The following is a 14,652-nucleotide window of genomic DNA, read 5'->3' as shown; positions in this document are numbered from 1 at the left end:
ACCTTGACGCGAACCGCATCTGGCCTTATAGCCCCGCGCCATGATCAACGCCGCGACCATCCTGTTCGCCCGTCGCCGCCGCCGCAGCTTTGCGGTTTGGGCGGTCGATCGCGTTTGAGATCATCGTCTTTGCCGCTGGATCCGGTCCGCGGCATTCTCTCTCCTGTCAGTGCGATCTGATCCGGCGGCCCCCAAGGAGGCCAGCAGGAGACTACGATGTATACGCCACCCTTTTTCAAGCAGGACCGCGCCGCGAGCCTGAAATTCGCCGACATGCGGGGCTTCGGCACCATGTGCGCCTTCGACGGCCACAAGCCCGTGGCCTCGCCGCTGCCGTTCTATTTGACCTATGCCGCGGACGGCACGCCGCAGGCCGCCTTTCACGTAGCCCGTCACAATCCGCTGCTAAAGCTTGCCGACGGGACGACCTCCTGGCTGCTCGCGGTCAACGGCCCCGATGCCTACGTGTCGCCGGACTGGTACGTCTCGCCGGATCAGGTGCCGACCTGGCTGTACCAGTCGGTCCATCTGACCGGGCCGGTGCGGTTGTTGTCGGATGGTGAACTGGCCGTGCAAATCGATACGCTCAGCAACAAGTTCGAGAACTGGCTGTTGCCGAAGAAGCCGTGGACGTCGGGCAAGATGACGGCCGGGCGGCTCGAGGCGATGAAGAAGGCGATCGTGGGTCTGGTCATGACGGTTGAGGAGGTCGAAGCCAGCTTCAAGCTCAACCAGCACAAGTCCGACGCCGACTATACGGCGATCGCCAATGCGCTTGGCGCGCAAGTCCATGCCGACGCCAGGGAGATCGCACAACTGATGCAGGACGTAAGGCCCGAGGCCTTCGCATCCGAAACCAACATGCTCGAAAGGAGCGCGCCATGACCTTTTCTGAAGCCAGTCTCGTTGACACCAAAAATGCCCCGAAGACGGGCGCTGCGACAAAGCCCGCCACCGTCTTCGTCGACGGCGGCTCCGGCACCACCGGCCTCGGCATCAACGAGCGGCTGAAGCTGCAGAGCGACGTGGTCGTGAAGACGATTGCCGAGGACAAGCGCAAGGATCCCGCGGCCAAGAAGGCGCTGATGGAGGAGGTTGATCTCGTCATCCTCTGTCTGCCCGACGATGCTGCCAGGGAAACGGTTGCGCTCATCGACAGCATGGGGCAGTCGGGCCCGAAGGTGCTGGATGCCTCGACCGCGTACCGGGTCGCGCCCGACTGGGCCTATGGTTTTCCGGAACTGACGCCGGATCAGGCCGGCAAGATCAAGGCTGCGAAGAAGGTCTCCAATCCCGGCTGCTATCCGACCGGCGCGATCGCACTGCTGCGACCGATCGTCGATGCCGGCTTGCTGCCTGCGGACTATCCCGTCACCGTCAATGCGGTGAGCGGCTATTCTGGCGGCGGCAAGTCGATGATCGCGAGTTTCGAGGACGGCGGCGCGCCGTCCTTCGAACTCTACGGCCTCGGCTTCGAGCACAAGCATCTGCCGGAGATGCAGCTCTATTCGAACCTGACGCGGCGGCCGATCTTCATCCCGTCCGTCGGCAACTACCGGCAGGGCATGCTGGTGTCGGTGCCGCTCCAGCTCGACACGCTGCCCGGCAAGCCCAGCGGCGCCGATCTCCAGGCCGCGCTGGCAAAGCGCTACGCCGGCTCGAAATACGTCTCGGCGATGCCGCTTCAGAACGAGGCGGCCAAGGGCGGCAAGCTCGAGCCGGAAGCGCTCAACGAGACCAACACGCTCGAGCTCTACGTCTTCGCCAGCGACAAGTACCATCAGGCGGTGCTGGTCGCGCGGCTCGACAATCTCGGCAAGGGCGCGTCCGGCGCGGCCGTGCAGAACATGCGGCTGATGCTCGGATTGCCGGAGGAGTAGGAGCAATCTCGTGCCCCGGACGCGGCGCAGCGCCTCTCGGCGATGCGCTGCAGAGCCGGGGCCCGCGCCTATTGTCCTGCTTAAGCTTTCTGGGTTCCGGCTCTGCGGAGCAGCGCTACACGCTGCGCCGCGTCCGGGACACCAGACCTCAATACTTCGCGATGATCGGGCCGCCGAACCTGTAGTTGATGCGGGCGGTGATCAAGTCGACGTCCTGGCCAATGCGGTCGGTACGTGAGAACGTACCGACGGGTGCCAGCGCGCCGTTGGAGGTAAGCGTGACGTCGTGGCGGCCCATGAACAGATGGTCGTATTCGACGCCGACCGACCAGTTCGGCGCAAAGCCGTATTCGATGCCGACGCCGACCGTGCCGCCCCAGCGGGTATCGTCGGCACCGTCGAACTCGGCTCCGGCCAGACCGCCCGTTCCGATGCCGCGGTAGCGGTTGCGGGTGACGGCGGCGCCGCCCTTCACGTAAAGCAGTGCGCTGTTCCAGGCGTAGCCGACCTGGCCGGTGAACAGGCCGAAAGCATCGACACGGGTGCGGTTCGCGACGCCGAGCACGGTGCTGGCGTTCCGGCCGGAGAGGTCCGCCCAGTCGCCCTGCGCTTCGAGGCCGAATACGAAGGCGCTGCTCTGCCAGCGATATCCGATCTGGCCGCCGGCGACGGCGCCCGTCGCGTCATGGCAGCCTTCCGCAACGCCGGCGGCGAAACCAACGGTCTGGTCCCAGCAATTGCGTGACGAGCCATAGCCGCCGTTGGCGCCAATGTAGAAGCCGCTCCAATCATAGATCGCCGCGATCATCGGCGGCGCCTTGGTGTAGGGACGTGCGGCGAGATCGGCGGCACTGGCCTGGGTGGTGACGGCTGCGAGCGAGAGTCCGGCGAGCGCGGATGCAATCTTCCAATTCATATCTGCCCCGAATCATCAATGAGATGACCAAATATACCTGTGGATGGGCGATCCTTCGTGTCAGTCTACCGATGGCATCCCTGTTTTTGTCGCACTGTCATCCTTTGGCAACACCAGCAGCCGGGCAGGCTTTCGAGGATTTCACTCCTTGGTTGCAGGCGCTGAGCCATCGGAGATGCGATCAAACCACCTTGAAGATCGCGACGGCCAGCACGGCCTGCGCGATGAAGCCGACGGTGAAGGCCAACGTGCGGAATACCGGGATCCCGAGCGCATAGACGATCAGATGCGCAACGCGCGACCAGAAATAGACGGCGCAAGCAAGCACCGTCCATTTCGAGGAGTAGTCGATCGCGTTCAGGATCAGCACCAGCGGCGCGAACAGGACGAGGTTCTCGACGGCGTTGTCGTGCGCGAACATCAGCCGGTTCGCCCATTCCGATTGCGGCTTGTCGGTGCGCGAGGGATTGGCCATCGCGCCACCGAGACCGCGAATCTGGCAGCGGTTGATGGTGTAGGGAATCCAGAGGATTCCGGTCAGGACCACCGTCAGTGTCAGCCAGAACAATTCACGCGTCATAACCCGGTCCCCTCATCAAATTCTGCTGCAGGCGTGGAGCTTATACGAAAGCGCGGAAGATTCTGCTATGCGCGAACCCTGACATAGCTGCCGGGCGCGTCCTCGATCGGGGGAAACGCCTCGCTGCCGACCGTGCGGGCCGGGACTTCCTCGGGATCGAGTGCGCCCAGCCATTGCCGCCAGTCCGGCCACCACGAGCCCTTGTGCTCGACCGCGCCCTTCATCCACTCGGTGACGTTGGCGGACTTCAGGTTGTCGTTGGTCCAGTACTGGTATTTGTTCGAGGCGGGCGGATTGACCACGCCGGCGATATGGCCCGAGCCGGACAGCACGTATTTCACCGGACCGCCGAAGAACTGGGAGCCGTACAGCACCGATTCCGCCGGCGCGATGTGGTCCTCGCGCGTTGCGAGATTGTAGATCGGCACCATGACCTTGGAGAGATCGAGCAGGGTGTTGTCCAGCACCAACGTGCCGGTCGAGAGCCGGTTCTCGAGATAGCAATTGCGCAGATAGTACGAATGGTTCGACGCCGTCATGCGCGTCGCGTCCGAATTCCAGTGCAGCAGGTCGAACGCGCTCGGCTGCTGGCCCTTGAGGTAATTGCTGACGACATAGGACCAGATCAAATCGTTGGAGCGCAGCATGTTGAAGGCCATCGCCATCTTCGAGCCTTCGAGCACGCCCGCCGCCTTCATGTCCTGCTCGAGCGATGCGATCTGCTCCTCGTCGACGAACACGAGCAAATCACCGGCATGGGTGAAGTCGACCTGTGCCGCGAAGAACGTCGCGGATGCCACGCGCTGGCGGCGCTTCTCGGCGAGCCAGGCCAGCGTGGTCGCGAGCATGGTGCCGCCGACGCAATAGCCGGCGGTGTGCACCTTCATCTCGCCGGTAACCTTCTCGATCACGTCCATCGCCGTGAGCGGGCCTTCCTTCATGTAGTCTTCCCAGCTTTTGGCTCCGAGACGCTTGTCGGGATTGACCCATGAGATCACGAACACGGTGATGCCCTGATCGACGCACCACTTGATGTAGGATTTCTCCGGCTTGAGATCGAGGATGTAGAACTTGTTGATCCAGGGCGGGATGATCAGGAGCGGCGTGCGCAGCACCTTCTCCGTCGCCGGCGCATACTGGATCAGCTGCATCATCTCATTCTGGTAGATCACCTTGCCCGGCGTCGTCGCCATGTTCACGCCGACGACGAGATTGTCCGGATCGGACTGACGGATCTTCAACGTGCCCTTGCCGGCGGCAATGTCCTCGGCCAGCATCTTCAGGCCGCGCGCCAGATTTTCGCCGCTGCTGGCTACCGTCGCGCGCAGCACTTCCGGATTGGTCAGCACGAAATTGGACGGCGATATCGCGTTGGTGACCTGCTGGACGTAGAATTCGGCCTTGCGGCGGGTCTGCGGATCGAGCCCCTCGGCGTCCCGCACAAGCTCCTGCGCAAATTTGGTCGTGAGCAGGTAGAGCTGCATCATGAAATCGAAGAACTGGTTCGACTTCCATTCCGGATCGGCAAAGCGCTTGTCGCGCGGCGAGGGCGCGATCGCAGGCGGTGCGTCCTGACCGGCCATGCGGCGCGCCGCCGAGCCCCAGAGGTCGAGATAGTCCTTGGCGAGCTTGGTTTGGAGCTCGGAGGCCCGCGACGTATCCGACAGCCAGTATTCCGCGACGGCGGTGAAGGTCTTGACGACCTCCGTAAGCTCCGCCGGCGGACGATCCTGCACCTCGCCGCTCTCGCGCGGCTTCAGGTACGCGGCGAGCGCCTTGCCGCCGCTTTCCATTGCCCGCGCGACATTCATCGCGAAGGCTTCCGCATCGAACTTCGTCTCGGGTTTGGGCGTATCGGTCGTGGCCATACTCATGAGGCGAACAGTAACGATTCATTCCGTATTCGTCACCGCGAAGCTCGCATGTTTGGCGTTAAACACTCTCGAAGATGTGTTGCAGTGCGACAAATTTTCTTGGTTCCGTCACAATCGAGCCGCACCGCTCGGCTTGGTGGACTGGGGCTATTTTCTCGCTCGCACCATTTGGGCAGCAATGGTTTGAGCTTGGGCGCGGACTTGGGTAAGGTTGCCCCGGGGCCGTGCTTTGGGACGAAGTGGGGATTTCCCTAGTGTTGGCGTTGAGGGACCTGCAAAAGTCGCGGCGGATCTGTGGCGCGCTGCTGATGGCGACGCTCGCCTTAGGCGGCTGCTCGAGCCAGCTCGCGGATATGACGCCTTCCGATGCGCAAGCGCATCCCAGGGAGGCTGGTAGCTATCTGCCGGTGCACGATCTGCCGCCGGATCGCGATCAGGCGGTCATGCCGCCGGACCAACGCGCCAAGATCGAGGCCGAACTTGCTGCCGCGCGCGACCGTCAGGCGGTTGCCACCAAGGACGCGAAATAGGGCGCCGCAAGGTAATCGCTGGCGCCTCCGGCTCGCCGTGCTAAAAGACCTTAGTTCAGCCGAGAGTCAGGGCGAACGACTTCAGTCACCGTTGTCGATGATTGCTCTAAGTATTTGATCTTGAGTAATTTTCGCGAGGGACGCGGGCGCCGTCCGCCTGGTCTTTGTGGCCTGTCGATTCTGTCCTGACCGGTTGCCCGGAGCCGAGAGAGCCATGGAAGAGTTTTACCGCATCCGCCGCCTTCCGCCTTACGTGTTCGAACAGGTCAACCGGGCCAAGGCAGCCGCGCGGAATGCCGGCGCCGACATCATCGACCTCGGCATGGGCAATCCGGACCTCCCGGCGCCAGCGCATGTGCTGGAGAAGTTGAAGGAGACGTTGGGCAAGCCGCGCACCGACCGCTATTCGGCCTCCCGCGGCATCCCCGGGCTGCGCCGGGCCCAGGCCGGCTACTACGCCCGCCGCTTCGGCGTGAAGCTCAATCCCGACACCCAGGTGGTGGCGACGCTCGGCTCCAAGGAGGGCTTTGCCAACGTGGCGCAGGCGATCACCGCGCCCGGCGACGTCATCCTTTGTCCCAATCCGAGCTACCCGATTCACGCCTTCGGCTTCTTGATGGCGGGCGGCGTGATCCGCTCGGTGCCCTCGGAGCCGACGCCGCAATTCTTCGAGGCGGTCGAGCGGGCGATCGTGCATTCGATCCCGAAGCCGCTGGCGCTCGTCGTCTGCTATCCCTCGAATCCGACCGCCTATGTTGCGAGCCTCGACTTCTACAAGGACCTGGTCGCGTTCGCGAAGAAGCACGAGATCCTGATCCTGTCCGATCTCGCTTATGCCGAGGTCTATTTCGACGAAAGCAACCCGCCGCCCTCGGTGCTCCAGGTGCCGGGCGCGATGGACGTCGCCGTCGAGTTCACCTCGATGTCGAAGACCTATTCGATGGCTGGCTGGCGCATGGGCTTCGCGGTCGGCAACGAGCGCGTGATTGCGGCACTCGGCCGCGTCAAATCCTATCTCGACTACGGTGCGTTCACGCCGATCCAGGTCGCGGCGACCGCCGCGCTGAACGGACCGGACGATTGCATCAAGGAGATGCGCGACACCTACCGCAAGCGGCGCGACGCGCTGGTGGAATCGTTCGGCCGTGCCGGCTGGGAGATCCCGCCGCCGGAAGCATCGATGTTCGCCTGGGTGCCGCTGCCGGAAGCCTTCCGCAGCGTCGGCAGCATGCAGTTCGCGACCCTGATGGTGGAGAAATCCGGTGTCGCGGTCTCGCCCGGCGTCGGCTTCGGCGAACATGGTGAAGGATATGTCCGCATCGCCATGGTGGAAAACGAGCAACGGATCAGGCAGGCCGCGCGCGGCGTGCGCCGCTTCCTTGAAAGCGGCATCGAAACGTTGCACAACGTCGTTCCGCTCGCCACTCGGCGTTAAGTTCTCTTCCGCAGGTTTTCCAAGGCATCATGGTTGCACCCCTGAAAGTGGGCATAGCGGGGCTCGGCACCGTGGGCGCCGAAGTTGTCCGTCTGATTGAAACGCAGGCGCGCGTGCTTGCCGGCCGCAGCGGCCGCGGCATCCGCGTCGTCGCCGTCACCGCGCGCTCGAAGGCGAAGAAGCGCGGCGTCGATCTGCGGGGCGTCGAATGGGTCAAGGATCCAATCGCCCTCGCCACGCATCCCGGCATCGACTGCTTCGTCGAGCTGATGGGTGGCTCCGGCGATCCCGCGCTGGCGGCGGTCGAAGCCGCGCTGAACGCCGGCAAGTCCGTCGTCACCGCCAACAAGGCGTTGCTGGCAAAGCACGGTCTCAAGCTGGCAAAGGCCGCCGAAAAGCACGGCGGCGCGCTGAATTTCGAGGCAGCCGTCGGCGCTGCGATCCCTGTCATCAAAACGTTACGCGAAGGTCTTGCCGGAACCGGCATCAACCGGGTCTACGGCATCCTCAACGGCACCTGCAACTACATCCTGACCCGGATGGAGCAGGAGGGCCTGTCCTTCGCCGAATGCCTGAAGGACGCGCAACGGCTCGGCTATGCCGAGGCCAATCCGTCGTTCGACGTCGACGGCCACGATACTGCGCAAAAGCTCGCCATTCTCGCCAGCCTCGCTTTCGGCACGAAAGTTGCTCAAAGCGCGGTCTATGTCGAAGGTATCTCCTCCATCGCGCCGGAAGATCTCCGTGCCGCCGACGATCTTGGTTACCGGCTCAAGCTGCTCGGCGTCGCCGTTCGCACCGCCAAGGGCATCGAGCAGCGCGTGCATCCGACCATGGTTCCAAAATCCTCATCGATCGCACAGGTGATGGGTGTCACCAATGCTGTCACGATCGATGGCGAAGGCATCCCGCCGATCACGCTGGTCGGCCCCGGTGCCGGCGGCGCTGCGACCGCATCCGCCGTCGTCGCCGACGTCGCCGACGTCGCGCGCGGCATCCGCGCCAATCCGTTCGGCCGGCCGGTTTCACAGCTGCGCGATACCAAGAAGGCGCCGATGGAGCGCCACGAGGGCGGCTACTACATCCGCCTTCTGGCACGCGATTTCCCGGGCACCGCGGCTGCGATCGCGACACGGCTCGCGGAGCAGAAGATTTCGATCGAGTCCATCGTGCAGCGCCATCCCAATGGCGGCGCTGCGCCGGCAGACGGCAAGGCGGTCCCGGTGCCCGTCATTCTCATAACCTATGCCACGCACGAGGACGCCGTGCGCCGCGCGCTCGCGGCCGTGCAGAAGGACAAGGTGATCAGCGGACGGCCGCAGGTCATCAGGATCGAGAAGAACTGAGCATGCTTAGCAATGACACGGTTCGAACGAACTGTGGGTGTTACGAGTTGATGCGGCGGAGATGTCCGTCCAAAACTGTTTCGAAGGAGTGAGCCGATGTCGACCCATATTTCAGTCCCGCCGCAAGCGTTGCTCGAGCGCATTCTCACGCTGGAGATCGTGCGTGTGACGGAGCGGGCGGCGGTGTCTTCGGCGCGTCTGCGCGGGCACGGCAACGAGAAGGCGGCCGACCAGGCCGCGGTGGATGCAATGCGGCGCGAGCTCAACAAGCTGCCGATCGAGGGCACAATCGTCATCGGCGAGGGCGAGCGCGATGAAGCGCCGATGCTCTTCATCGGCGAGAAGGTCGGCATGAACGCCGGCCCGCAGGTCGACATCGCGGTCGACCCGCTCGAAGGCACCACGCTGTGCGCGAAGAACATGCCGGGGTCGATCGCCACCATGGCGATGGCCGACGGCGGTACTCTGCTGCATGCGCCCGACGTCTACATGCAGAAGCTCGCGATCGGTCCCGGCTATGACAAGGGCGTCGTCGAGCTCGATGCGACGCCGGCCGAAAACGTCCGCCGCCTTGCCAAGGCCAAGGGCGTCAAGCCGGACGGCATCACCGTTCTCGTGCTCGACCGGCCACGCCATGCCAGCATCATCGAGAGCGTGCGCTCGACCGGCGCCGCCGTGCGCCTCATCACCGACGGCGACGTCGCCGGCGTGATCCACTGCGCCGACCCTGACAATACCGGCGTCGACATGTATCTCGGCACCGGCGGCGCGCCGGAAGGCGTGCTCGCGGCCGTGGCGCTACGCTGCATCGGCGGCCAAATGCAGTGCCGTCTCATCCTCGACTCCGAGGAGAAGCGCGAGCGCGCGGCGAAGATGGGCGTCAACGATCCCAAGATGATCTACGGCATCGAGGACATGGCGCGCGGCGACTGCCTGTTCGCCGCCACCGGCGTCACCACGGGCTCGCTGTTGTCGGGCGTCAAATTCCGCAAGGACGGCGTGATCGAGACCGAGACGGTGGTGATGCGTTCGGTCACCGGCACGGTGCGCTACATCAAGGCCGAGCACCGCGAGCTGGCGAAGTTCCATTTGGACTAAGTCCGCAACCATCCCGCGTGCGCTCGTTCGGCCGGTTCAGCCGGACGCCGCCGTGTAGGCACCTCGACGGACCTGATCCATCGCGTGTCCGCTAGGGGTGGCGCGCCGCCGCCGGCATGAACATGAACGCGTCGCACAAGGTCAGAGCGAGTTGGAGCGCCTCTTGAAGCTGGCCAACTTCCTCAGCCCAAGGCTGCAAAAAAGACGTCGCTGACGCTATGTCTCCGCTCGCGAGCGCGCGGCGCGCGTTCGTGTCCGCCTCGGCATAGGCGTCGGTCGCGAGCATTTTGGACAGCTCTTGCGACACGCCGCCATCGAGGCTCTCCAGGCGAGTTTCCGAAACGTAGTGATCTGGCCGCAGCTCTATGAGATTTTCGGACTTCGTCGGATCGAAAAGCCCGACCTTGCCCAGCATGATCAGAAGCGGGTGATTTCGCGCGAGAGATGACGGAATGATCTGGTAGGTCTTGAGCCTTCCAGCTCGGTCTTGAAGAGAAAAGAACGAGATAACCGGCCCGATCCGAAAGCGCGAATTGCGATGGAGCACCGCAACGTGATGATCGACCTCGGAGTCGGCCTCGAACACGGCACCGCTCTTGGGCCCGGCCTCAATGCCGTTTGCGATCAGGTAGGATGAAAGGCCGGCAACGCGGGCCGTGACTGTGCGTTCATCGAGCCCGTCCACCTCAAATTCGATCTCGCGTCCGATGAATGCGGATAGTCCTTTCGTGTAAGCCCCAATCGTCTTGCCGCTCACGAAGTGAACAATCTCGATCCATAGGCTGTATGGATGATCCGGAAACGGATCGAACGATCGGCGGGACTGCTCTAGCCACTGTTCGGGAGAGCGTCCGAATTGTCCGTTCCAGGCTATGGCCAGACAGCCAGGCTGCGCCTCAATCAGGCTACGACGACGGCAGTGACGATGCGGGTGCTTTCGATCACACTGGGCTTCCCGGTTTCCGCACCCTTCGCAGCAGAACCCGTCATTGAGACGACCAGGTTCGCACGGTGGTTCTCCAGCGCCTGCAATGCCTCCGGCCATTCCGAGGAGGCCTGTTGCCACGCCGACGGATTGATCGGCGTTGGCGCACGCATCAAAAGGACTCCCGCCAAATGATCGCCCACGCGGATCAGGAGCAGATCGTCGGCTTCCGCAGGTGCTGCGGCCGTGCTGATCTCCCAATGCAAGCCTGGATGTCGGCGGCGTAGCGTCTCGACCAGGACCTTCTCTTCTGGAAGGCCGGCGTTCTCTAATAAAACAAATGCAACAGGGTTGGTCATGACAAATACGCTGCACCCCGACTGGTTGAGGCCCGTAACCTTGTTCATCTTATGCGTGTCTGGTGTGGCGGACTAGCGCTATTGTTGCATGGAAAAGATCATGCTTTAAAGCCCTTCATCTGAGACAAAGCCACCCGGAGCGCGGAAAATCCGCGAAGCGAAACATGACCACGACCTCCGATCTCACCGCCGTCAAAGCCCTCGTCTTCGACGTGTTCGGCACCGTCGTCGACTGGCGCACCAGCCTGATCACGGACTTCATGTGGTGGGCGAAGGGCCGCGGCATCTCCGCCGACTGGACCGCCTTGGTCGACGGCTGGCGCGGCATGTACATGGCCTCGATGGATGACGTGCGCAAAAATCCCGAGCGCGGCTATGTCATGTTAGATGATCTGCATCGCCGCTCGCTCGAAAAGCTGGTCGCGCAATTTTCGATTCCAGGCCTGACCGAAGCCGATCTCGATCACCTCACCAAGGGTTGGCACCGCCTGCACCCGTGGCCCGACAGCGTGGCGGGCCTGACGCAGCTGAAGACGAAATTCGTGATCTCGCCGCTGTCGAACGGCAATGTCGCGCTGCTGACCAACATGGCAAAGTTCGCAGGGCTTCCCTGGGACCTCATCATGTCGGCCGAGCTGTTCGAGCACTACAAGCCCGATCCCGAAACCTATCTCGGCGCCGCGCGCCTGCTCGGCCTCAAGCCGGAGCAGGTGATGATGGTCGCCGCCCACAACGGCGATCTCGCCGCCGCGCAGAAGAACGGGCTGAAGACGGCCTTCGTGGCGCGGCCGACGGAATACGGTCCGCTCCAGAAGGTCGATTTCGAGGCCACCGGCAATTGGGACATCGTCGCCAAGGATTTTGGCGGAATCGCCGACAAGCTCGGGTGCTAGGCCGGTCGCGACGTTGGCACTCCACCTTGCGGTGGCGTTCCCGTCGCGCTGTGCTTCTTGTTGGTCCTTGCCGCCTGCCAGACCTCGATGAGCAACGCGGGGACAATGCCGTGCGCGGGGCAACGATTCCACGCATCGGCAAAGAATGCGAATCCCGGGTCGGAGGCACGTTGCTGTCGGGCGCCCTCGACCGCTAGCAGCACCAACGTCCGTGACCGCAGCCGGATCAAACCAACACAGTCTCCATCGCGCGCTTCGCGGATCACGCGCGCGGGCGCGCGCAACGTGCGAAGCAGAGCATCCTGCGGTTCGATCTTCGCCAGATTGTCGCCGCGAAGCACCAGCTCGCGCATCAGATCGATCGACTTCACGATGTTGTCCATCGCAAGCGCAGTTGCATGCGCGCAAGCCATATCGCCGCGCGAGGCTGCCTCAATTCGATCGAGCGCAGCCTTCAACGCGCCGCTGCATCTGATCCAGTGTGCACGCAGCGGCCAGGCCGACAGCCAGGCCTGCAACGTGCGCGCGGCGGCGTAGGACTCCTCGCTCGCAACATAGTCGGCGAAGAAGAGCCGGCCTATCGCTTGTTGAACAACGACGCCCATGCTGCGATCTGCGTGCCCGTCGCGGATGTAATTGCCGAGCTCGGCGATCTCCGGCGCGATCCGTTGCAACAGTGGCTCGACATTCGAAAGCGCGGATTCGAGGGTCGCTTGATGGGCCACGCGCAATGGATCGTGCCGGTCGCGAAACGCCGGCCAGATGTCGCCATCGGGCGTACGGAAAACGGCGAGCTTTGCCGCGACCGAGCGATTGAACAGGCCTCCGCGGCCGGAGAGTGGGCGGGCGACGGTACCCGCGTTGTTGACGCGGAGCAGTTCGTCGGGATCGCGGACGACAGCGAGGCGGACGAGGCCCGGAATGCTGAGGATGAGGGCCATGGGTCAGCCTCGCAGCACGTTCCAGGGGGCAAAGGCGTTGTTGACGCCCTCGAGCGCCGATCCGAGTTGCGGCACATGCCGCAGCAGGACCGATTTCATTCCGTTGTTCTGGATCCAGTCCAGACCGAAGTTCGTGTAAACTTCCGCCCGGTAGTCGTCGGTGAAAAAGCGGTCGCTCTTGAGACGCCGCGATGCCATCAGGATGAAGATGCGAAAGGCGGTATCGCTGAAGCCAAAACCGTCCGGCAGGTCCTCGGCTAACAGCCCCACCATCAGATCAACGCGGTCGACGTCGCCCTTGTAGATCGTGCGCATCTTCTTGGCGGCACCGGGGATGCTGGTGATTTCCTCGAATGTCTTGACGCGCTTCTTGCCGACCAGCTCGCGGAAACGATTGTAGCGCGGCACGCCGCGCTCGCGATCGCGCATGATATCTATCGCGGCCACGTCCAGCAGCGGCTGGCCGTCTTTAGTGAACTGGCGCAGGAAGTTGGGGTAATTGTGGAGGCGAATGGCGCCGGGATGAGCGGTGCCGAAGGAGTACATCAGGTTGGCGAAGCCGTGAGACTGAACGAACTTGCGGGAGACGCGCCCCTGCATGTTGACCAAGTCGCAAGATTTTGGCTCTGTGGTATCGAGCCGCCGCACATCCATCTTGTCGGGGAGCAACGGGTGGAGGCGGTAGACAGCGGTGAATTCCTCGGTCATCGCGTAGGGCGCGCTGTGCTGGTCCGTCGGAGAGCCGATGATGCCATAGGCGGCCTCGCTGTTCTTGCCGAGCACTGCGCGCAGCACCCGGTATGGTATCCCCGACCAGTTGGCGTGCATGCTGAAATCCAGCGCAGGATGGCCGAGGATGCCTGGCGTCCATTCGACGGTGTGGATCTTGGCGATCAGGGCCGCGTTGATCAGGCGCGCACGCTGGAATAGTTCTTCGTCATTCCAGTCCGGATACCGGGTCTTCAAGCCATCGCAGATGAAATTGTGCTCACGCGCGAAGAGATTGTGCAGCAGGCTGAGCCCGACCCACCAATTGTCATTGAAGCCGGTGAGATCGGCACCCGGATGGACCGGATCGGCTGGGAGCATCCCATCATCGCCGACCCTGATCTTCCCATCGACGCCGGATCGGATCTGCATCTGCCTCGCGCGATCGCTGCCGTAGATCTGCCCGGCGTCCCACCAGTGCGAGTTGAAATTGCGAAATGTCGGTGTGGCGCCGAGCCACGATTCACGCGATGTCTGGTCGCAAACCGTGCGACGGATCTTCATGCAGTCGTCGAGCCGCTCATTCTTGGGCCATTGGTCGCCCGCTTTTAGCGGGATTTTGAACTCGTTTCCCGGCTCGGGCACCCCATGACTGAACCAATTATGCGTTTCGAACTGAATCCAGGCGGCGGCCAGCACATTGAGGCTGGTCGCGGGAATAAATTGGTCGCGCGCCAGCAATTCCGTCGAAATTTCGCGCGGACTGGGTTCGAGCAGATCGTCGACGCCGTCCGGCACGCATTCCGGCAGCGGGAAATTGCGTCCGAACCGGGCGCCCGCCATGCCCATGCGCGGATGGTCGAGGCTGTTGAACGAGCCGTCGGCGGAACGCCACCTGTCATTGCCGGTGCTCCAGCCGGGCGATGTCGGGCCGTAGCCGGTATGGTGGAGATTGTGCTCGCGCAGCCGGTCGCGGAACACCGAAAGATTGGCAGCTCCGAGCAGGGTCGGCAGGTGGTCCCATCTCACAAGGAAGTTAATGGCCCGATAGACAACATCCAGGATTGCCTGGAGCAGGTCACGATGGAAGCCAAAACCATCGTTCTCGCGGGACATTGACGCTCCCAAACGCAATCGCGTGAAATAAAGTCAACTTGCAACTAGTAA

Annotated in this window: 14 protein-coding genes; 7 read left to right on the top strand and 7 right to left on the bottom strand. The window is 63.2% G+C overall.

Annotation, left to right across the window (positions count from 1 at the left end; all coding sequences use genetic code 11):
* Positions 1-216 precede the first annotated feature (216 nt).
* Together AC0L3C_RS01935 and argC are read left to right on the top strand one after the other, a co-directional pair.
* Positions 217-885 (top strand): FMN-binding negative transcriptional regulator, encoded by a 669-nt coding sequence (locus AC0L3C_RS01935; protein ID WP_473256938.1) that lies wholly within the window; start codon positions 217-219, stop codon positions 883-885.
* Positions 882-1,880 (top strand): N-acetyl-gamma-glutamyl-phosphate reductase, encoded by a 999-nt coding sequence (argC, locus tag AC0L3C_RS01930; protein ID WP_473256937.1) that lies wholly within the window; start codon positions 882-884, stop codon positions 1,878-1,880. The genes AC0L3C_RS01935 and argC overlap by 4 nt, the downstream gene beginning before the upstream one ends.
* Before the next feature lie 148 nt (positions 1,881-2,028).
* Here the strand turns inward: argC and AC0L3C_RS01925 are convergent, their stop codons facing one another.
* The 3 genes from AC0L3C_RS01925 to AC0L3C_RS01915 all read right to left on the bottom strand — a co-directional run bounded on the left by AC0L3C_RS01925 (position 2,029) and on the right by AC0L3C_RS01915 (position 5,250).
* Positions 2,029-2,796, bottom strand: a complete 768-nt coding sequence (locus AC0L3C_RS01925; RefSeq protein ID WP_473256936.1) for an outer membrane protein — start codon at positions 2,794-2,796, stop codon at positions 2,029-2,031.
* Positions 2,797-2,977: 181 nt separating this feature from the next.
* Positions 2,978-3,376 (bottom strand): MAPEG family protein, encoded by a 399-nt coding sequence (locus AC0L3C_RS01920; RefSeq protein WP_007591527.1) that lies wholly within the window; start codon positions 3,374-3,376, stop codon positions 2,978-2,980.
* Between the two features lie 65 nt (positions 3,377-3,441).
* Entirely contained in the window at positions 3,442-5,250 is a 1,809-nt protein-coding gene (locus AC0L3C_RS01915) for a PHA/PHB synthase family protein (RefSeq protein WP_473256935.1), read from the bottom strand.
* Positions 5,251-5,504: 254 nt separating this feature from the next.
* Between AC0L3C_RS01915 and AC0L3C_RS01910 the strand changes: the two genes are divergently transcribed.
* The 4 genes from AC0L3C_RS01910 (at position 5,505) to glpX (ending at position 9,659) form a co-directional block, all read left to right on the top strand.
* Positions 5,505-5,780, top strand: a complete 276-nt coding sequence (locus AC0L3C_RS01910; protein ID WP_027517741.1) for a hypothetical protein — start codon at positions 5,505-5,507, stop codon at positions 5,778-5,780.
* A gap of 214 nt (positions 5,781-5,994) precedes the next feature.
* Entirely contained in the window at positions 5,995-7,215 is a 1,221-nt protein-coding gene (locus tag AC0L3C_RS01905) for an LL-diaminopimelate aminotransferase (RefSeq protein WP_018454429.1), read from the top strand.
* Positions 7,216-7,244: 29 nt separating this feature from the next.
* Positions 7,245-8,561, top strand: coding sequence for a homoserine dehydrogenase (locus AC0L3C_RS01900; RefSeq protein ID WP_473256934.1), 1,317 nt, complete (start codon positions 7,245-7,247; stop codon positions 8,559-8,561).
* Between the two features lie 96 nt (positions 8,562-8,657).
* Positions 8,658-9,659 (top strand): class II fructose-bisphosphatase, encoded by a 1,002-nt coding sequence (gene glpX / locus AC0L3C_RS01895; RefSeq protein ID WP_473256933.1) that lies wholly within the window; start codon positions 8,658-8,660, stop codon positions 9,657-9,659.
* Positions 9,660-9,750: 91 nt separating this feature from the next.
* Here glpX and AC0L3C_RS01890 read toward each other — a convergent pair whose 3' ends face one another.
* Together AC0L3C_RS01890 and AC0L3C_RS01885 are read right to left on the bottom strand one after the other, a co-directional pair.
* Positions 9,751-10,416 (bottom strand): hypothetical protein, encoded by a 666-nt coding sequence (locus AC0L3C_RS01890; protein ID WP_473407008.1) that lies wholly within the window; start codon positions 10,414-10,416, stop codon positions 9,751-9,753.
* Between the two features lie 143 nt (positions 10,417-10,559).
* Positions 10,560-10,991 (bottom strand): DUF3772 domain-containing protein, encoded by a 432-nt coding sequence (locus AC0L3C_RS01885; RefSeq protein ID WP_473407007.1) that lies wholly within the window; start codon positions 10,989-10,991, stop codon positions 10,560-10,562.
* Positions 10,992-11,107: 116 nt separating this feature from the next.
* Between AC0L3C_RS01885 and AC0L3C_RS01880 the strand changes: the two genes are divergently transcribed.
* Positions 11,108-11,836, top strand: coding sequence for a haloacid dehalogenase type II (locus AC0L3C_RS01880; RefSeq protein WP_473407006.1), 729 nt, complete (start codon positions 11,108-11,110; stop codon positions 11,834-11,836).
* Here AC0L3C_RS01880 and AC0L3C_RS01875 read toward each other — a convergent pair.
* The gene (locus AC0L3C_RS01875; RefSeq protein WP_473256930.1) at positions 11,833-12,777 is read right to left on the bottom strand and encodes a hypothetical protein; all 945 of its coding nucleotides are present in this window, start codon (positions 12,775-12,777) and stop codon (positions 11,833-11,835) included. The genes AC0L3C_RS01880 and AC0L3C_RS01875 overlap by 4 nt on opposite strands.
* Positions 12,778-12,780: 3 nt before the next feature.
* Positions 12,781-14,601 carry a peroxidase family protein gene (locus AC0L3C_RS01870; RefSeq protein WP_473407005.1) on the bottom strand — a complete coding sequence of 607 codons (1,821 nt, stop codon included), beginning with the start codon at positions 14,599-14,601 and terminating at the stop codon, positions 12,781-12,783.
* Between the last annotated feature and the right edge of the window lie 51 nt (positions 14,602-14,652).

It is taken from the genome of Bradyrhizobium sp. WSM4872, from assembly GCF_055811715.1.
The sequence above is the reverse complement of the archived record's forward strand: the minus strand, read 5'-3'. Positions and strand labels throughout refer to the sequence as shown.